Origin of the sequence: Brevibacillus sp. AG162, assembly GCF_006715575.1 — a bacterium.
Taxonomy (GTDB): Bacteria; Bacillota; Bacilli; order Brevibacillales; family Brevibacillaceae; genus Brevibacillus; species Brevibacillus brevis.
The window spans coordinates 420,486-440,124 of record NZ_VFNO01000005.1 but is presented as its reverse complement, the minus strand read 5'-3'; the positions used below and the strand labels follow the sequence as shown (position 1 = coordinate 440,124).

Here is a 19,639-nt window from a genome sequence, read left to right as displayed (position 1 = left end):
CCCATGTACATCCAGGCGTTGTCTGGCGATACCGGTTTCCTTGAGCGTTTGGCACGAGCAAACTTTAGCGGGACCGTACACAGTATTTTTGAGCGAACGATCAATCTGACATGCAGCGAAAACGGAGAATTGTACACCCTTGGCAACCATCAGCTAGACAATGCACCGAACACGCTCATCATTGATGTACAAGGCTTTTTGGGGCTGGGGCTATCCGTTAACGCTCCGGTCATTACGGAAGAGAATACGCTCGTTATTGGAGCGGATTTACGAATTTGGACTCAGCAAGCAACAAAGTGGGAAGGTGAGCTTCCTTCCTATCCTTGTGACATAGAAGGCGTAGAAGTATTGCGCAGAAATGTGGCGTTCACGAAGAACTACGTGGACGTATACGGCAAGACGGGGGGCATGAAAATGTCCTCCCAACCTGCCAGTCCGTTTGAGAAAGAGATGTCCCGTATGCTGATCCAGCGTGCAGGCATGCTTTCCGACGATCTGGCGAACAACCGCATAGAGTCAGCTACTCAGCATGCGATAAGTCTAATCGGTCTGGGGCCGGGGTTAACACCATCGGGTGACGATTTTTTAGTGGGATTGTGCAGTGTATACAAAATGCAAAACATTTCCTCTTGTTTGTCATGCCCATTTTTCGATGAAATCGTCCGTTCGTCCCAAGCATTAACGAACGAAATCAGTGCGATCACGCTGAAAAAAGCAGCCCATGGACAAGTAAGGGAGTCGCTAAATGACTTGCTTTCATGCATGGTGTCCGGCTCCATGGAAGAGCTTGTCCCTGCTTTAGACAAAATCATCGGGATCGGCTCGTCGTCGGGTACGGATATCCTGCTTGGCATCCTATGTGGTTTGGAACGAAATCTAGAAGCTGGAGGTAATGTATGTCTACCAAAGTCGTAATCAAGCAAAGCACGTATTTTGACTCGGTATCCCTGATGTCTCTATCTACAAAAGCGAATCAAATTGAAGGTGTCGAACAAGCGGTGATCGCGATGGGCACGGACATGAACAAAGAGGTATTGAAAAATGTGGGCTTGCTCACACCTGAGCTGGAAGCAGCGAAAACGAGCGACTTGATGATCGTGGTGAAGGCAGCGACAGACGAGCTGTGCGAGAGCGCTCTTATCGCTATCGAAGAACTGTTCAAGAAAAAAGGCGGCAGCAAATCTGCAACGGAGATCAAATACTCCACGATTGATTCAGCGGCAGCCAGCATTCCAGAGGCAAACCTCGCTGTCATCTCAGTAAACGGTGCATTTGCGGCAAGAGAAGCGAGAAAAGCATTGGAAAACGATCTGCACGTCATGCTGTTCAGCGACAACGTGAGCATCGAGGAAGAGATCGCCCTCAAGCAATTCGCGCATGAAAAAGGCCTTTTGATGATGGGACCTGACTGCGGTACAGCGATTATCGGCAATGTGGCGCTGTGCTTCGGAAACGCCGTGAGAAAAGGGAACATCGGGATCGTAGGTGCGTCTGGTACAGGCAGCCAAGAGGTGAGCGTGCGTATCCACGACTTCGGTGGCGGTATCACGCAGCTGATCGGTACAGGCGGACGCGACCTGTCCGAGCAAGTCGGCGGCATCATGATGCTCGACGGAATCAAAGCACTGGAAGAGGATGAGGCGACAAAGGTCATCGTGCTCATTTCCAAGCCACCAGCACCAAGCGTTCAGGAAAAAGTATTGGCACAAGTGAAAAACTGCAACAAGCCTGTGGTTGTGTACTTCATTGGTGGAGAAGAAACGCCAGTTCTGGAAGCAGGCGGACATTTTGCAAAAACGAGCAAGGAAGCAGCCATCAAAGCAGTTGTGCTGGCTGGCGCCAACGAAGACGAGCTCAACAAGCGCGCTCTCAACTGGCCGCTGATTGAAGAGGTACGGGCAAAGCTGACACCGGAACAAAAATACGTTCGCGGGCTGTTCTGCGGCGGAACATTGTGCGACGAAGCGATGTACCTCGCGATGGAAAAGTATGAAGACGTATATAGCAACATTCAAAAGAAAGCGGACTACAAGCTGAAAAACATCCATGAGAGCAAGGCACACACTTACCTCGACATGGGCGATGACGATTTTACAAACGGCAAGCCGCATCCAATGATCGACCCGTCCTTGCGCATCGCTAGATTGATGGAAGAAGCAAAAGATCCTTCCGTCGGCGTCATTCTGATGGACTTCATCTTGGGCTTTGGTTCCCACGAAGATCCTGTCGGCGTGATGCTGCCAGCGATCATCGAAGCAAAAGCGCAGGCTGCCAAGGAAGGCAGACACCTGGAAATCCTGGGCTACGTGCTTGGTACTGACCTCGACACACCGAACTTTGATGAGCAAGTGAAGAAGCTGATGGATGCGGGGGTAACGATTGCAAGCAGCAGCACAAACGCAGGTCTTCTGGCTAGAGAATTTGTTGCGAAAGGGGAATAATCATGAGCAAAATCAACGAGCTGTTTAACGGAAAAATTCATGTGATCAACGTAGGGATCGAGTTTTTCAAAGACGATATCATCAAGCAAAATGCGAATGCGTCTCACCTGGATTGGAAGCCTCCAGGCGGCGGAAAGCCTGAGCTGATCAACGCTCTCGACAGACTGGAAAACGCTGCTGTCGCTCAGAAAATCGCTGCGGCAAACAAGCTGGCGGTAGAGCGCATCATCAACTCCCAGCCGATGCTTGTTGGCTTCGACCAAGCGATCAATGTGGTACCAGGCATGACAAAAACCACGATTCTGCACGCAGGCCCGCCCATTACTTGGGACAAAATGTGCGGCGCGATGAAAGGTGCCGTAACTGGAGCAATCGTATTCGAGGGCTTGGCAAAAGACATCGAGGAAGCTGAACAGGTAGCTGCTTCCGGAGCAATCACGTTCTCCCCATGCCACGAACACAACTGCGTAGGCTCCATGGCAGGTGTGACATCCGCTTCGATGTTCATGCATGTGGTGAAAAACAAGACGTACGGAAACGTCGCTTACACCAACCTGAGTGAGCAGATGGCTAAAATTTTGCGCATGGGCGCCAACGATGAAAGCGTCATCGCCCGTCTGAACTGGATGCGCGATGTATTGGGACCCATGCTGCGTGATGCGATGAAAATTGCGGGCGAAATCGATCTTCGTCTCATGCTGGCGCAAGCGCTGCACATGGGTGACGAATGCCACAACCGCAACAACGCAGGTACGAGCTTGTTGATTCAAGCGCTGACTCCGTACATTTTGGAGACAGATTTCACAAAAGAACAAAAACGCGAAGTATTCGATTTCGTCGCAAGCAGCGATTACTTCTCTGGCCCGACATGGATGGCGATGTGCAAATGCGCACTGGACGCAGCGCATGGAATCGAGAACAGCACGATTGTCACTACAATGGCGCGCAATGGGGTAGAGTTCGGTATCCGAGTAAGCGGCATGGCTGGCAACACTTGGTTTACTGGACCAGCACAAAAGGTAATCGGTCCGATGTTTGCAGGCTACAAGCCAGAGGATTCCGGCTTGGATATCGGGGACAGTGCGATCACCGAAACATATGGGATCGGTGGCTTTGCAATGGCGGCAGCTCCAGCGATTGTTGCACTTGTAGGCGGAACGGTTGAAGAAGCGATCGGCTTCTCCACCACGATGAAAGAAATCACGACAGCAGAAAATCCAAACGTCACGATTCCACTCTTGGACTTTAGAGGAGTACCGACAGGAATCGATATTCGTCAGGTGATCCAAACAGGCATCCTGCCGATTATCAACACCGCCATTGCGCATAAAGACGCAGGTATCGGCATGATCGGTGCGGGTATTACGTATCCGCCGATGGAAGCTTTTGAAAAGGCATTGCTCGCAGTGACGGAAACGATTAGCTAACAGCTTTTCATCCTAGGTGACTCAGCTTTCGCGGCAAAAGAAGGTTGCGAAAGCTGGGTTGAATGAGGAAGGTGAATGAACATGGGACAGGCAAATGTAAAGGAATCATATGAAGAATTCAAGTCCTATGGATACGCGGACGATATTTTGCCGAAGACTTCCGAAAATCGAGATTGGGGCACCTTTAACTACGTGACCGTGTGGATGGGCGCTGTGCATAATCTCATGTCGTACATGACTGTAGCCGGATTCTTTGTCCTCGGATTATCCGTTCCGCAAGTCTTGTGGGCAGTCATGATTGCTGCCTTGATTGTTTCGGCTGGTTATGTATTGAATGGCTATGCGGGAACGAAGTACGGAATTGGCTATTCGATGCTGTTGCGCAGCTCCTTTGGTGTAAAAGGCTCGATCATTCCTGCTATATGTCGCGGGCTTATCGCTGGTGTTGTGTTTTTTGGGACCAAAACAATTATTGGCGCACAATCCTTTAATGTCATTTTTGAGAAAATATTCCCTGGCTATATGAATATGGTTCCAGGCTTTGATTTTCTCGGATTAGATTTCCCGACCATGCTTTCTTATGTGATCCTCTGGGTCATTACAGTTGGATTGTTTTTAGGTGGAATGAAAATTCTCAGTCTGTTTAGTAAATGGTCTTCACCGATCATCTATATTTTCATTGTAGGTGCAGCGATTTGGGCGATCAGCGTTGCTGGCGGATTTGGTCCGATCTTTGCTTATGCTCCTGCCAAACCGATGGAGAATTGGCTTGTCTTTATCGCATGTGTAAGTGCATTGGTATCGAACTGGGGCGGCCCGATTGTCAATATTGCAGACCTTACGCAAAGGGCAAAACACCCAAAAGCTCCGATGATTGGTCTGCCGCTTGGGATGATTGCATCCTACATCCTGTTTGGAATTACGTGTGTAGGATTGTTGGTTGGAACACAAATTGCGTTTGGCATCACAGACTTTAATGTCGTCGCTGCCATTGATCAAATTGGGAATCCTGTTGCCGTCATTATCTTGTTGCTGGCACTGAATATAGGTTCGACGAGCTATGTTGTGTTTGGGAATTTGCTTCCATCTGGACTGCAAATGACAGCGCTTCTTCCGAAAATGTTTACTGTGAAATCAGCGGCTATCTTGACAGCTGTATTGGGGACTGTCATTTTACCTTGGAAGCTGGTGGACGGTACGGCCGCGCTGTATATGTTCTATAGTTTTATCGGCTCCATGTACGGTCCAATTACGGGGATCATGCTGGTCAGCTTTTTCATTGAAAGAAAAAGAAAGCTGGACCTATCAACCATCTACGTAAAACCAGGTGAAAACGGAGAATACGAAAACGGCTTTAATAGGGTGGCATGCGGCGTATTGATCGTCAGCTTCTTGATTACGCTATCCGGCTCTTTCTTGCCAAATGTGCCACTATTGGCAAACATCAGCAAGTCAGCATTCCTTAGCGGGTCGATCATTTCCGGCGTTTTATATGCGCTGTGCTATAGATGGAACAAACCAAGCACGATCACGCAGAGTGAAAGAGCTGCAAAAGTATCTTAACAAGGGGAGAAGTGCCCAGTGGAAAAACTCGTTATTGTTGCAATCGGCGGCAACTCATTGGTTAAGGATAATGGTCGCAACACGATTCAAGACCAGTATGAGGCCGTATGTGAAACTGCAGCAAATATAGCAGATATGGTGCAAGAAGGTTACAACGTTGTCGTTACGCACGGCAACGGACCGCAGGTTGGATTTGCTTTGCAAAGATGCGAAATCGCGAATGAAGTGTCCGGGATGCCTACGATCCCGCTGGTCAATTGCGTGGCGGATACGCAGGGGGGAATCGGCTACCAAATCCAGCAGGCACTCACCAACGAATTTGCCAAAAGAGGAATCAACAAAAAAGTGGCGAGCGTCATCACACAGGTAGAAGTCAGCAAGGATGATCCGAACTTCGAAAATCCAACGAAGCCAGTCGGCTCCTTCTTCACGCTGGAGCAGGCGGAAGAGATGCGCAAAGAGCATCCGGACTGGGTATTTATCGAGGATTCCGGTCGCGGCTACAGAAGAGTGGTGCCTTCCCCTAAGCCAATCGACATCGTGGAAAAAGACGCAATCAAATCGTTGATCGAAGCGGGATATGTGGTAGTTGCTGTTGGCGGCGGCGGTATTCCGGTTGTGAAAACGGGCGAAAATACGTACGATGGGATTGATGCTGTCATCGACAAAGATTTTGCCACCAGCTTGCTGGCAGAGCAGATCGATGCACAGACATTGATCATTACGACAGGTGTTCCGCAGGTGTGCATTAACTTCGGCAAGCCGAATCAAAAGGCGCTGGAGCGCATCACGGTAGAGGAAACGAAGCAATACGTTCGTGAAGAGCACTTCGCAAAAGGCAGCATGCTGCCAAAAATTGAGGCCAGCCTGAGCTTTTTGGAGAAAAACGGGTCAAGCGTGATCATTACGAACCCAGAGAGCTTAAAGGATGCGATTACGAACAAAGCAGGGACACACATCGTAAAATAATGGCCTCTTGAGGGAGGATGCAAGACAATGGATTACATGAAGCTGGCAGTAGAAAAAACGATGGAAGGTATGAACAACAAGCTCGGTGGTCCTTTCGGGGCGGCTGTCGTCAAAGGGGACGAAATCATCGCCGTATGCAGCAATCGCATGATGGCAGATATGGACCCGTCCCAGCACGCAGAGATGGTAGCCATTCGCGAAGCGTGCAAGACCTTGGGCACGATGGATTTGACAGGCTGCGAAATTTACGCGACATGCGAGCCTTGCCCGATGTGCGTGGGCGCTATCATCTGGTCTGGCATCAAGGTCGTTCATTACTGCTCGACTGCGGAGGATGCGCATGAGAACGGTTTTTCGGATAAGCATCTTCGCGACTATTTTTTCGGTAAGGATCAGAGTGTTTTGAACATGATCAAGGTCGAGAAGCGTGAGGACTGCGATCAGTTGTTTAGGCACTATCATCAGTTGAACAAAGAGTAGAAGGTAATTGAATAGCGGACAAGAAACACGGATGTAAGGGCCTTATAAGGGCCCTTTTTCTCTTTGTTATTTTCCCTGTATCTTACCGCCATGATTGCTTGTCTATTAAAGATGCGTAGGCTTGTCTCACGTAAGATGAGGTGACAATTTATTCCTAACATCGTCTTATTGTGTGAGCTTCAACGTCAAGAAAAGATGGAGGATACATGTATGACCTCGACCTCTCAAAGGCGTTATCCTGTACTGGCAAGGAGCACACTCCTAACAGTCACGCTGCTCCTGTCACCAGCCTCGGGCACAGTCATGGCAAATCAGACAGGGAACCAACAAGCAGCAGCTCACCTTCAGGAAAATCAGTTAAGCGAAAAGGCAAAACGAACGGAGCAAAAGCTGCAAATGCTCGTCCCAGCGCTCGATGACACATCTAGACATATTACCTTGGAAACGAAAGACCAGCCTGTGTACGAAATCCGTTATGAAAAAAATAATGAATTCTTTGCCAGAGCCTATATCCATGCAGAAACCGGGAAGTTGCTCACGTATTTATTGGATGACAAGGATCTTGAAAATCCTGATGACAAGCTGGCCTATAAGAGCGCCGATACCTTCATGGAAGGCTTGATCGGTGAAATGCGCAGCCTGTACAAGGTAACGCGGGCTCCTGTAGGCGATGTCATCTATAGCCGCTATGTAAATGGCATCGAGGTAGTTGGCGATGAGTTTCGGTTGTCAGTAAACAGTGCGGGACAGGTAACCAACGTTTCGGCAGGAGAAAACACGCTGACAAACATCAATCCAGCTGACTTCCTCCCCCCAGCCCAAGCGATGAAGAAAGATCAGCTCAGTCACTTTATCCCACCCCGCCTGCAACTTATGTACACCCATGGTGAAAATCAGACCAATCTCGTCTACTCCTCTGCATTCTCCGGTTATATAGACGCAGTAACAGGAGCTGAGCTGTTCACTATTCGGCAATATAGAAAGTGGAGGTGGAAACCAATCTCCCTCACGCCTGGTGGAAAGGTAGTAAAGGTCACGAATGAGCAGGAGGCAAAGCGAATATACGAAAGCGAGTTTGGTATGAGCTTGAAGGGTAGTATCTTCAACGGCTTCCATAACGAGATGGAGAGTATCTATTTTTCCCCTGATGAAAAGGAGTTATTAGTTACGAAGGATGGTGATGTGATCAGATTTAAAAGCTATTCGAACGTCCCACCCCAAAGAGGGAAGGCAACATTGTCGGAAAAGCAGGTTCTTGAGAAAGCCGTTCAGTTCATGCAACCATATCTTAAACAGGAAGAAAAGGAGTTCTACTACATATTGAATACTGATGAGGAGAATCCAAATCAGTATGTAGTTGAGTTTGTGCCATCTGTTGAGGGGCTACCGCTGGTATACGGACGATGCATTGTTATTAGAGTGAATGGATTCACAGGGAAAATCACCGAGTACTATCAAAAGCTCGACCAAAAGCCCGCCAAGCTCCCGGATAAGAGGAAGGCTGTCTCCATGGATGCAGCAGCCCAGGCTTTGCTGGCGCAACCCACTGAACTGCTATACATCTATCCATTCATTAATGGAGAGAAGTTGGCTAAACCGGTTCTTGTCTATTCCATTGATGGTAACGATATCAATGCCCTGACAGGTAAGGTCGAAGAGTAGTAGAATGAAAACCTTCCACGATATTTAGAACACATCATTTGTGATAAGATAAAAAAATATGAGACGCAATACTAATGAATAAACAGCGAGTGAAAAGAAATCTATTTTCTGCTAGAGCTTCTTTTAAACTAGAGGTGGCACCATGTTAAAACGTTTATTTGTTTCAGGATACAAGGCTCACGAGCTGGGCATTTTCAATGAAAAAAATCCGGGGTTGGCCATTATAAAGAAAGCACTGAAACGGGAACTCGTAAAATTCCTTGAGGAAGAATTGGAATGGGTCATCATATCAGGTCAACTCGGGGTAGAAATGTGGGCAGCCGAAACTGTTCTGGAATTGAAAAAGGAGTATCCACATCTAAAACTGGCGGTAATTACTCCGTTTTTGAATCAAGAGGAAAAGTGGAAAGAAGAGACCCAGGATTACTACCGAAATATTGTGATGCAAGCCGACTATATCAATAGTGTCTATCAAACACCTTACCAGGGAGTTTGGCAGCTTGGAGAGAAAGACAAATTCTTGCTATCCAATTCAGTTGGTCTCTTGTTAGTTTACGATGAAGAAAACGAAGGCTCTCCGAAATTTCTAAGTAAGCTCGCCGCACAAAAAACGGAAATGGGCGACTATCAGTTATTTCGAATTAACGCATATGACTTACAGACCATTGCAGAGGAACAGCAGCAAGAATTATACAATGACTACTTCTAAACAAAGAAACCAGCTATGGGAAGCTGGTTTTTATTTTTGGACAGTCGCTTCCGTTTGTCCAATATCGGTCTATTGCTTTAATCGTCCATTGTCTGGGGCAAACAATTATATTTGGTTAACAACAATAGTGATTCCTGTGTTTTTAGGCATTAGTCCGTGCTGCTCAATTCGGGGTAGACAGTAGACTCCATTTTGTTAAGCGCTGTTCTCGAATGTCAAACTAGTAGAAACCTAACCGAAAGGAAATAGTATCGATAATAACCATTACTACTAATGGAGGGGTGACAAATGATATACTTTAAGGAATCTAGACCATATTTTCTAATTGAAGATTCTATTTTACCTTTTCGAGCAGAATTATATTTCGAAATATTTAACTGCTTTCTAGATAAAGACGAATTTTTCTTATTTGCTGGGCCAGTAAAAACAACAGATAGAGAGTATATGAAATTTATAGAAGAGCGCAAGGTATTAATTGGTTCAATTGATACATGGTTTTGGTGGCCAAAGTTAGCAAGGGAAATTCTTTGGTTTAGGCCAAAAAATAATATGGAAATCTTGAACGAAATAAAGGTTTTTTGTGCATGCATTGTCACTGAATCTGGAAATAAAAATATTAACAATTATAGTTTTGCTATGACGATAGAAGAGACCGATGAAGGTATATGCTTATACATCTCTGAACAGGCCAAAGGTAGGTTTTTATCTGAAGTATTCCCGAAAATAGAAAAAGTTATGAAAAATAACAATGTTTCATATGAATCATTAATTTAACATTGCAGGTAACTAATCTTTTCTTTGGGTTGTTTCAGAAATAACAAATTCAAAACTCCTTCTACTGTCATTAGGATCTATTAACTTAGCGCCACTCTGCGCCTTAACCGGCGTAGGGTGGTTCTTTTTGAGTAAAATGAACACGACCCCAGTGCCGAAAATAAATTGGTCGGCACGTACTGAATGAACTTAACCCTAATCACCCCCGTATGATGTTCCTTTAATGTGCCTGTACGCAAATAAATGCTTGAATTTTAACCCATTAGCGTTACATATTGCAGGTTCGAACAAAGGGAGCTTTGACGATAGCGAAGATTCGGCTGAATATCATTTCAAAAAAACGGCGCATCAGTAGGGGTGGAAACGATAGAAGGAAAGAATATAATCGTGGTTTGCATGAACGTGAGACAACTAACCGTACGGGTAATTCACGGGGTATCTACAAAAACGCCTGGTAACACGGGCGTTTTTTGTTTGTGCGAGGGGGAAGTGTTGTGTGATAACATGGAAAATATTACTGAGTCATTCTGTAGAGAGAAAATTACATTGGCGTATTTGGGAAGGGGAGAAAGGAAATGTCCACGATCGAACAGATTACCGAGCATATCTTGATTATGCATGCAAGTCATGACACGGATCGCCCCATCCTAGCAGCCATTACGGGAGCAAGAAAAACCCTCTTGATTGATGCTGGAAATTCACCGGCGCATGCCGCGTTGTTTCGTCAGGAGTTGCAAAGGCTAGGCGTTCGTCTTCCAGATCTGCTCATACTGACTCATTGGCACTGGGATCATACATTCGGAATGTCAGCATGGGATCTACCTACCATCGCGCAGGCAAAAACCGCACATGCATTGAGCAAACTGATGGGGCTGGAATGGTCGGATGAAGTCATGGAACAGCTCTGTAAGGAGAAGATCATCAATGCCAGCACGATGGCGAACATCAGAAAAGAGTACGGAATGAACCGGGACTTGATCCGAATAGTCGAGCCGGATATCCTATTCGATGAATCGATCACGATCGACCTTGGTGGCGTGACATGTCAGGTGGACCGTGTCGGAGGAGATCACTCGGAAGATTCGTGCTATGTGTACGTAAAAGAGGATCAAACGCTGTTCCTGGGAGATGCCCTGGGTCCCTCTGTCTATGGCGGGCCGCGCAGTTATACAGCCTCCCGTTTTCTGCGTGTGTTGAAGCAAGCGTACCAGTCTGAAGCAATCCTTTTCGTGGAATCGCACGGCCGGCCATTGGATCGAGCTGCCTTTCAAAAGGAGCTCAGTGATTGGGAACAGCTAGCTCTGCTCACAGAGCAATACGGGCAAAACAGAGAGCGGATCGTAAGCGAGATGTGTACCTTCCTCCAGGTGCCAGAGCTTCCTCATGAATTTTCAGAAGCTCTCGAATGGTTCATGGTAGGGGCTGCCTCTCAATGATCCGATTCATTGGATGGGTACATTTTATTTTGTGATAGCTACCTACTAAAACCCCTACAACCGCAACTTCACGGCGAAGATCGACACCGTGAAGCTGCGGTTTTTTGCATGTCCGAATACGTGCAATGGCCTGACGGTTTCAAACGCAACCGATTTAGGCAATCCAGGTGGAGGCGGCTCCGCACAAACACGAAGAATTTCATGGTTTTTATGGCATCTGAACGGGCAGGATAGAGCAATAGCGACATAGCCTATCCCAGCAGTTCTTTGGCTCCGTTCATCACTAAGGGCATTGTCTGTTTAACGAATGTTTCCGCACTCATTAGCCGCCCCTCATTGTTCCAAGCGTAAGCCGCCCCATACATCCCCCAACTTAACATGATAGAAGCTGTATTTATTAAGAATTGCGCGTTTGGACTCGAGAGCATCTTGTCTTTGTTTATAAAGGAAAGAAGTGTCGCTTGAATTTTTTCCTTTATTTGAATTTCGAATACAGGTCCAAGCGATTTATAGCTTCTTTGGCACATAGTGCTTAGACTCATGTGAAAATCGCATACACCCAGAAAAATACTCTGAATGGTTTCTTCATTTAATACTTCGTGACCGCTTATTCTATGATTTATGATCGTCATAAATGATTCCGTTAGTTTGGCCTCAAGAAGTTCGAATTTATCTACAAAGTGCGCATAAAAAGTCGCTCTGTTAACAGTAGCCCGCTCTGCAATATCCCTAACGGTTATCGATTCAAAGTCTTTTTCTTGAATTAATGAAGCAAAAGCGTCTTGAAGGAGTCGCCGTGTACGTATCACACGAGGATCAGCTTCATTCTTTTTTATTCTCATGGTTAAAATCTCCCCCAATAAAACGACATTATAGAAACGGTGTTGTCTATACAACGGTTTACGGTTATTGATGATTGCGGATCAATCAGTTGTTATTATAACCTACAAATACAACAAGTGTTGTTTAAATAACCATTGTTGTATTTGAACGAAAAACTGCATGCAGCTTTTCCAAACCAGAAGGAGGAGAGAACCATGTCCATTTCACAACCATCGCAAACGATCGAGCACCAACCATTTTTCGATGTTATTCAAGAACGCCGGTCGGTTCGTAGTTATAATCCCGAGGTCAAAATTTCGCGGGAGGAATTGGCCGAAATACTGCGGCAAGCCACGCTGGCTCCTTCAGCGGCTAACCTGCAGCCGTGGCGGTTTCTCATTATCGACACGCCGGAGCTGAAGCAGAAGCTGCTTCCGATTGCATTCAATCAACAGCAAGTGGTCGAGGCTTCGGCTGTCGTCGCCGTTCTTGGAGACCTTGAGAACATCCGGATGGCCGAGAAGATTTACGGTCAAGCGGTCGATGCAGGCTTCATGCCTGCGGATACGACAAAATCGATGGTTGAACACTATACCGGCATGTATTTGAGTATGCCGCCCGAGGCCATCCGCCAAATCGCTTATACTGACGGCGGGATAGTATCGATGCAACTCATGCTTGTCGCCCGCGCTAAAGGATACGACACGGTACCGATTGGCGGCTACGACAAACAAAAGTTCATGGAAGCTTTCCGCGTATCAGAACGCTACATTCCGATTATACTGATCGCCATCGGCAAGGCGGCGAAGCCCGGTCATCCGACGGTGAGGCTGGCAGTCGATGATGTAGCTTTCTTTAACGAAATGCCTAAGGAATAACAAACTGTAAAAGGGGGACCGCCCGATTGATTCCAGTTATAGTAAAATAGGCTAAAGCTGATCAAACAGGAGAGATAGATTTGATTAGGAGATTACTATATGCAAATTAATCTGAAAGAACCATATGGAGTATTAAAGCATAGTGCGTCAACTAAGGATGTTGCTCACTTGCTTAGTCTATTTATTAAAAAAGACTCCTTATTGCTTTTTTCTTTCTATGAAAGAAATTTGCCATTAGTTGATAATGACATTCAAGAATTCATCAATGAAAGACGTTTGTTTACTAATTCCGAATGGGTATTGCCGTGGGCAGAGACAATTCCTCACTGGGACCAACCAAATCATACACTACCGAATATTATTTGGTTCTCAGTAAAGACAAAGGACGAGATTATAAGAGCGATAGATATCGACAGTTTATTTCGATGTGTGGTAGTGAAGGAGGGCGACGACTTTTATAAATACTCGAATGTGATATTCCAGAAAGAATATTATGCAACTTTTGATGAAGAAAATTTTGAGCATTATATTGGGCTTGCGAACAAGGTTGAATTTCTTAACGCCACATGGTCAGAATTAAAGAACCGATTTCATGTGAAATTAGTTTAATAGCGTAAGGTGAAGCGAACTCTTGACAGGTTGGTGCAGAGAAAGATGCAAAAATATGGTAACTCCTTCATTGGGGTTTTCCTATAAATAAGACCTATGAAATCAACTCCTTTTCATGAAGGTGATTGGACTATTTATGCGTCGCTCTAGATGGGAGATAGTGGTATATTAGATATCATAATCGAAATGGTAAGCGTTGGAAGGGGGACATGCCATGGAGAAACGCCGCGTATTGTTGCTCGGGGCTAGCGGCTACTTGGGAAGTCAAATCTATCAGGAGCTTTTGCGGGATAATGCCATTGATCTGATGGGTACATGCTTTTCTGCACAAGCTGTCCACCAATTTCTTCGGGTCGATGTGACTGATACCCCTTCTTTTTCACTGATCCTGCAAGAGTTTTCACCGCATGTTGTCATTTGGGCGTTGATGAGTGCTACAGATGAAAGAGAGCTAATAGAGAAAGGCTTGGAAGTTCTGCTTTCTCATTTGCCTGAAGAGAGCAAATTGATTTTCATCTCCACAGACGGTATTTTCGGAAGAGGAACAGGCTCTTATCGGGAAGAAGATCCGCCCGAGCCATTAGATGAGAGAAATCTGTTAGCTGCTTATACGAATGCCAAAATACGAGGGGAAGCACGAATTCGCAAGCGGCATCCCAATCATGTCATCGTGCGAGTGGGCCCGCTCTATGGTCGCAATGCGGTTGGGCAATGGGATAAACGTGTCGCTTCGATGTGTGCAGACCTGGAAGCTGGCAGAGAAGTAAGCCGGTCAGGTAATTTGTACAAGACTTTTGTCCATGTGGAGGACGTGGGGAGTGCTATCCACGAATTGCTGCACGGCTCTTACCTCGGAACACTTCATCTCGGTCCAGCAGAGAAAGAGAGTTATTATTCTTTTTACAAAAAGATAGCTCTAGCATTAGGGCTGACTGCTGAAGGTGTAAAAGAAACCTTGTTAACGGAAGCCGAAGCGCAAGAACGAGGGATTCCGTTGGATACTTCGTTGCGTACGAAAAAGGCGCGGGAACTGCTACAGACCCGTTTTCGTCAGGCAGGATGGAGAAACGCACATGGCAACGATAATGACAAAGGAGAGTAGAGAACAATGAAAACAATCGGATTAATTGGTGGCATGAGCTGGGAGTCCTCCTTGGTCTACTACCGTTTGATCAATGAAACCGTCAAGGAGAGGCTGGGCGGTTTGCATTCGGCAAAAAGCATCCTGTATTCCGTTGATTTTGCCGAGATCGAAGAAATGCAACGAGAAGGGCGATGGGAAGAAGCAGGCGAACGGATGGCGCTTGCGGCGAAAAGTCTGGAAGCGGCAGGAGCAGACCTGATCGTTCTCTGTACGAATACGATGCACAAGCTGGCGTATGCCATCGAGGAAGCGACCAACCTGCCTTTTCTGCATATCGCGGATGCGACAGCGCAAGCGATCACGAACCACGGGCATAAACGAGTGGCACTGCTTGCGACGCGATTTACGATGGAGCAGGATTTCTATACAGGACGTCTGCGTGATGGTCATGGATTAGAGGTATTGCTGCCGGATGAACAAGAGCGAAAACTCGTCCATGAGATCATTTACCACGAGCTGTGCGTTGGGATCATTCGCGAGGAATCCAAACGTACCTACCAGGCGATCATTGAGCGGTTGGTCAAGGAAGGTGCAGAGGCAGTCATCCTCGGTTGCACGGAAATCGGTCTGTTGATCACAGCCCAAGATTGCACCGTTCCGGTATTTGATACGACAGCGATACATGCAGTTGCAGCTGTGGAGGCTGCTTTACAGTAGAATACGTAAGAAATCAAAGGCTTGGCTGATCCCGTTTGCAGGGATGGCTGAGTCTTTTTTTTGATTGAAATAAAAACAACAAAACACAACCAAAAACACATAAAAACAATCTATTAACGCTAGGTTCACATCCGCTTAACATTTTCCCCGTAAGATTGGTTTCGTAGGAACCAAGAAATGAACATTCCGCAAAGAGGAGAGGTTCTCATGAAGAAATGGCATTATCCTTTACTTGCTTCCGTTCTATCGATCGCGTTTTTAGCAGGATGTGGACAATCACCAGGATCGCAATCAAACACACAAGCTACCACAACGGAAAGTAAAACCGCCTCAGGAGAGATTACTGTTTATACGGCGCTGGAGGACGACCAGATCAAAACGTATTTGGAATCCTTCAAAGCGAAATATCCAGATGTAAAGGTCAATATCGTCCGCGATTCTACTGGGATCATCACAGCAAAGCTGCTGGCGGAAAAAGACAATCCACAAGCAGACGTTGTATGGGGAACAGCAGCGACAAGCCTCCTTGTACTTGAACAGCAAGGCATGCTCGAAGGGTATTCGCCGAAAGGAATCGAGAGAGTGTCCCCGGAGTTCAAGGATTCCAAGGAACCTGCAAGCTGGGTAGGAATCGATGCGTGGGAGACTGCGATCGCGGTCAATACCAAGGAGCTGGAAAAACGCAATCTGCCCATCCCGCGCTCATACGAAGACCTGATCAAGCCGGAGTACAAAGGATTGATCGTGATGCCAAATCCGGCGTCGTCAGGAACTGGGCTTCTCACTATCAACGGAATCATGCAACTGAAAGGGGAAAAAGAAGGCTGGGCGTACCTCGAAAAGCTGCATGAAAATATGGCGATCTACACGCATTCCGGTTCGAAGCCAGCGAAAATGGCCGCATCGGGTGAATATCCAATCGGCATTTCCTTTGGCTACCGTTCGATTACCGAGAAGAAAAAAGGCGCACCCGTTGAAGTCGTCTTTCCAACAGAAGGCTCGGGTTGGGATGTAGAGGCGAATGCTTTGATCAAAAAGAGTGAGATCAAGCCAGAATCCAAGCTGTTCTTGGACTGGGCGATCTCGGATGAAGTCATGAAAGCCTATAACCAGAACTTCGCCATCGTCAGTGTCAAGCAAGAAGGCGCGACACTCCCGGAAGGCTACGCAGTAGATCCAATCAAGCAATTAATCAAGCTCGACCTGAATCAAGCCGCACAAAATCGCGACAACATCTTGGCGGAGTGGGAAAAACGATACGTGACCAAGAGTGAACCTAAGTAAGCAGCGAGGAGAACAGCATGACACAATCCTATCTATCCATTCAAGGGGTCAGTAAACGCTTTGGTTTGTTTGCCGCATTGGAGCACATTTCCATCGAAATTGACAAGAATGAATTTGTTTGTCTGCTCGGTCCCAGTGGCTGCGGGAAAACGACATTACTGAGAATGCTGGCTGGATTGGAACAGCCGACGACAGGCAAGATGATCCTGGGAGGCAGGGAGATTACTTCCCTGCCACCAGCGAAACGAAACATTGCGATGATGTTCCAGTCGTACGCATTGTTTCCCAATTTGACGGCTGCCGAAAACATTGCCTTTGGCCTGCAAGAAAAGAAGCTGGGGAAAAAAGAGATCGCAGCCAAAGTAGAAGAGGCGCTAGACATGGTTGATTTGTCTCATGCTGCCGCCAAATATCCCAGCCAGCTCTCAGGCGGTCAACAGCAGCGAATTGCCTTGGCGCGTGCGATTGCACTATCGCCGGATGTCTTGCTTTTAGATGAACCACTATCCGCATTGGATGCAAAAGTAAGACAAAAGCTGCGCCGGGAGATTCGGCGTTTGCATGAGCAGTACGGCATGACAACAGTGATGGTCACGCATGACCAAGATGAGGCATTGACCATGGCAGACAAGATCGTCGTAATGGATCACGGCGAGGTCGTTCAGGTAGGCACACCCGAGGAAATCTATAACAAACCAGCTACTCCGTTTGTTGCTGACTTTATCGGAGCGATCAACTTTTTTGCGTACAGTCGCTTTGAGAATGCGCCAACTGATCCAAATCGCTTACTTGCGATTAGACCGGAGCATGTGCGGATTTTGCAGCAAGAATCCGAATGCGCCATACCTGCGACTATTTCCGAGATAGAATTTCGCGGTGCTTTTTACCGAATCTTTCTGGAGTGGCAAGAGGAAGGTCAGATAAAAAAAGAGCTTCTTACCATAGATTTGATAGCGGCCGAGGCACAAAGACTTGGGATTGCCCGAGGCAAAAAGGTGTGGCTGGAGTTTCCGCTGGAGAATTTGCTGACCTTTGAGCATGCGCCAACCAGAGAGGAACAGGAGTGAGCAGCATGAAGGAAATGACATCGATCTTCGATGGAAAAGCCATGCAAAAGTGGCTCATCGCTCTCGTCGTTCTTGGATTGTCAGCGAGTGTTCTGTTGCCACTTGGCCAGCTGTTTTCCAAGGCATTCTATAACAAGAACGGTCAGTTCATCGGCCTGGACAATTTCGTTACGTACTTTTCCACTCCAGCACTGGCAGGGTCGCTGAATAACACCCTGTACATTTCTACGATGACGACGCTGATTGCAGTCACACTCGCTTTTCTGTTCGCGTATGCCTTGACGCGCAGCGGGATTCGTGGAAAACGAGTCTTTCGGGCGATCGCGCTGCTGCCGCTGTTTGCGCCCACGATGATGCACGGAATCGCCCTGACCTACCTTTTTGGGAATCAAGGGCTGGTGACGACGGGGATCTTCGGGTTGCTCCCGTTTCAATGGAACATCGATCTGTACGGCCCAGTGGGGATTATTTTGGCAGAGATCGTCTATGTTTTCCCGCAAGCGTATTTGATTCTCGCAGTTTCCCTTGCTTTTGCCGACTATCAATTGTACGAAGCAGCGGATACGCTCGGGGCGAACCATTGGCGCAAGTTTTTTGTCGTGACGATTCCTAGCGTGAAATACGGTATCGTCAGCGCCTGCTTTGTCTGTTTTACTCTCTCGTTTACTGACTTCGGAGCACCAAAGGTTGTCGGCGGACAGTTTTCCGTACTGGCGACAGACGTCTACAAGCAAGTCATCGGCCAGCAAAATATGACGATGGGAGCAACGGTTGGGCTGCTTTTGATCATTCCCGCTCTCGTGGCGTTCGTCGTGGACCGGATTGTTGAGCGCAAGCAGCACGCGGCTGTAACAGCCAAGTCCAAACCGTATCGGATCAAGGAAAATCGTTTGCGCGACTTGTTTTATTTCATCCTTTGTGTGAGCGTCAGCGGATTTTTGCTGCTTCTCATGGCTGCGGTGGTGCTGGCTTCTTTCATCAAAGTATGGCCGTACAATCTGACGCTCGGCTTTGATCATTACGACTTTTCCAACGTTGCCGGAGAAGGGATAGAACCGCTGTGGAACAGCATTCTCGTCGCCTTGCTGACGGCAGTGATCGGGACGGCGGTCACGTTTATTACGGCCTACACCATTGAAAAATCCCAAGTGTGGAAGGGGCTTCGCCAAGCTGGATACTTCCTTTCGATTCTACCGCTGGCATTGCCGGGGATGGTCATTGGGCTAGCGTACATTTTCTTCTTCAACGATCCGTCGAATCCATTTCACGGCATGTACGGGACGATCTGGATTTTGATTTTGGCGAACGTTATTCATTTTTTTGCAGTCGGCTTCATTACCGCAACGAGCGCGTTGAAAAAGCTCGATCCCGAGTTCGAGCAAGCGGCAGAGTCCATGGGGATCTCGCAGACAAAGCTATTGTGGCGCGTCACGATTCCCGTCTGTATGCCGGCGATTGTCGAGATGACGGTGTACTTTTTCATCAACTCGATGGTGACAATCTCAGCGGTTGTTTTTCTGTACGCAGCAGATTTCAAGCTGGCATCTGTCTCCATCGTCAACATGGATGACGCCGGGGATGTGGCTCCGGCAGCAGCGATGTCGGTATTGATCGTCGGTCTCAACATCATCGCACGTGCTGGTGCAGAATGGATCGCATCCAAACTTCGCAAGCGGACAACAGGGTCCTACCAAGAGAAAGGTCAGGTGGCATAAGC

At 47.2% G+C, this 19,639-nt stretch carries 18 protein-coding genes; 17 read left to right on the top strand and 1 reads right to left on the bottom strand.

Annotation, left to right across the window (positions count from 1 at the left end; all coding sequences use genetic code 11):
* The first annotated feature begins 3 nt into the window (after positions 1-3).
* From FB479_RS18270 to FB479_RS18225, 10 genes are all read left to right on the top strand, one after another.
* Complete coding sequence (locus FB479_RS18270) at positions 4-915, top strand: oxamate carbamoyltransferase subunit AllH family protein (protein WP_142066241.1); 912 nt, start codon at positions 4-6, stop codon at positions 913-915.
* Positions 897-2,441, top strand: coding sequence for an acyl-CoA synthetase FdrA (fdrA, locus tag FB479_RS18265; protein ID WP_142066240.1), 1,545 nt, complete (start codon positions 897-899; stop codon positions 2,439-2,441). Before FB479_RS18270 ends, fdrA begins: the two co-directional genes overlap by 19 nt.
* A gap of 2 nt (positions 2,442-2,443) precedes the next feature.
* Entirely contained in the window at positions 2,444-3,868 is a 1,425-nt protein-coding gene (locus FB479_RS18260) for a YlbE family protein (protein ID WP_142066239.1), read from the top strand.
* Positions 3,869-3,949: 81 nt separating this feature from the next.
* Entirely contained in the window at positions 3,950-5,431 is a 1,482-nt protein-coding gene (locus FB479_RS18255; RefSeq protein WP_106655615.1) for a cytosine permease, read from the top strand.
* An 18-nt stretch (positions 5,432-5,449) separates the two neighbouring features.
* Positions 5,450-6,400 carry a carbamate kinase gene (gene arcC / locus FB479_RS18250; protein ID WP_106655556.1) on the top strand — a complete coding sequence of 317 codons (951 nt, stop codon included), beginning with the start codon at positions 5,450-5,452 and terminating at the stop codon, positions 6,398-6,400.
* Positions 6,401-6,427: 27 nt separating this feature from the next.
* Entirely contained in the window at positions 6,428-6,880 is a 453-nt protein-coding gene (locus FB479_RS18245) for a nucleoside deaminase (RefSeq protein ID WP_142066238.1), read from the top strand.
* 210 nt (positions 6,881-7,090) lie between these two features.
* A complete protein-coding gene (locus FB479_RS18240) occupies positions 7,091-8,542 on the top strand; it encodes a YcdB/YcdC domain-containing protein (protein WP_142066237.1) in 1,452 nt (483 codons plus the stop codon).
* Positions 8,543-8,684: 142 nt separating this feature from the next.
* Complete coding sequence (locus tag FB479_RS18235) at positions 8,685-9,251, top strand: SLOG family protein (RefSeq protein ID WP_142066236.1); 567 nt, start codon at positions 8,685-8,687, stop codon at positions 9,249-9,251.
* A gap of 288 nt (positions 9,252-9,539) precedes the next feature.
* On the top strand, positions 9,540-10,025 hold the full coding sequence (locus FB479_RS18230; RefSeq protein WP_142066235.1) for a hypothetical protein: 486 nt from the start codon (positions 9,540-9,542) through the stop codon (positions 10,023-10,025).
* Between the two features lie 575 nt (positions 10,026-10,600).
* Complete coding sequence (locus FB479_RS18225; RefSeq protein ID WP_142066234.1) at positions 10,601-11,461, top strand: MBL fold metallo-hydrolase; 861 nt, start codon at positions 10,601-10,603, stop codon at positions 11,459-11,461.
* A 251-nt stretch (positions 11,462-11,712) separates the two neighbouring features.
* Here FB479_RS18225 and FB479_RS18220 read toward each other — a convergent pair whose 3' ends face one another.
* Positions 11,713-12,303, bottom strand: coding sequence for a TetR/AcrR family transcriptional regulator (locus FB479_RS18220; protein ID WP_142066233.1), 591 nt, complete (start codon positions 12,301-12,303; stop codon positions 11,713-11,715).
* Between the two features lie 195 nt (positions 12,304-12,498).
* Here FB479_RS18220 and FB479_RS18215 point away from each other — a divergent pair, with 195 nt between their 5' ends.
* The 7 genes from FB479_RS18215 (at position 12,499) to FB479_RS18185 (ending at position 19,637) form a co-directional block, all read left to right on the top strand.
* Complete coding sequence (locus FB479_RS18215; RefSeq protein ID WP_142066232.1) at positions 12,499-13,161, top strand: nitroreductase family protein; 663 nt, start codon at positions 12,499-12,501, stop codon at positions 13,159-13,161.
* A gap of 99 nt (positions 13,162-13,260) precedes the next feature.
* Positions 13,261-13,770, top strand: coding sequence for a hypothetical protein (locus FB479_RS18210; protein ID WP_142066231.1), 510 nt, complete (start codon positions 13,261-13,263; stop codon positions 13,768-13,770).
* Positions 13,771-13,984: 214 nt separating this feature from the next.
* The gene (locus FB479_RS18205) at positions 13,985-14,872 is read left to right on the top strand and encodes a sugar nucleotide-binding protein (protein WP_142066230.1); all 888 of its coding nucleotides are present in this window, start codon (positions 13,985-13,987) and stop codon (positions 14,870-14,872) included.
* A 6-nt stretch (positions 14,873-14,878) separates the two neighbouring features.
* A complete protein-coding gene (locus FB479_RS18200) occupies positions 14,879-15,571 on the top strand; it encodes an aspartate/glutamate racemase family protein (protein ID WP_142066229.1) in 693 nt (230 codons plus the stop codon).
* A 207-nt stretch (positions 15,572-15,778) separates the two neighbouring features.
* Complete coding sequence (locus FB479_RS18195; protein WP_142066228.1) at positions 15,779-16,855, top strand: putative 2-aminoethylphosphonate ABC transporter substrate-binding protein; 1,077 nt, start codon at positions 15,779-15,781, stop codon at positions 16,853-16,855.
* 17 nt (positions 16,856-16,872) lie between these two features.
* Positions 16,873-17,922 (top strand): putative 2-aminoethylphosphonate ABC transporter ATP-binding protein, encoded by a 1,050-nt coding sequence (locus tag FB479_RS18190; RefSeq protein ID WP_106655568.1) that lies wholly within the window; start codon positions 16,873-16,875, stop codon positions 17,920-17,922.
* Positions 17,923-17,927: 5 nt separating this feature from the next.
* Entirely contained in the window at positions 17,928-19,637 is a 1,710-nt protein-coding gene (locus FB479_RS18185; protein WP_142066227.1) for a putative 2-aminoethylphosphonate ABC transporter permease subunit, read from the top strand.
* Positions 19,638-19,639 lie beyond the last annotated feature (2 nt).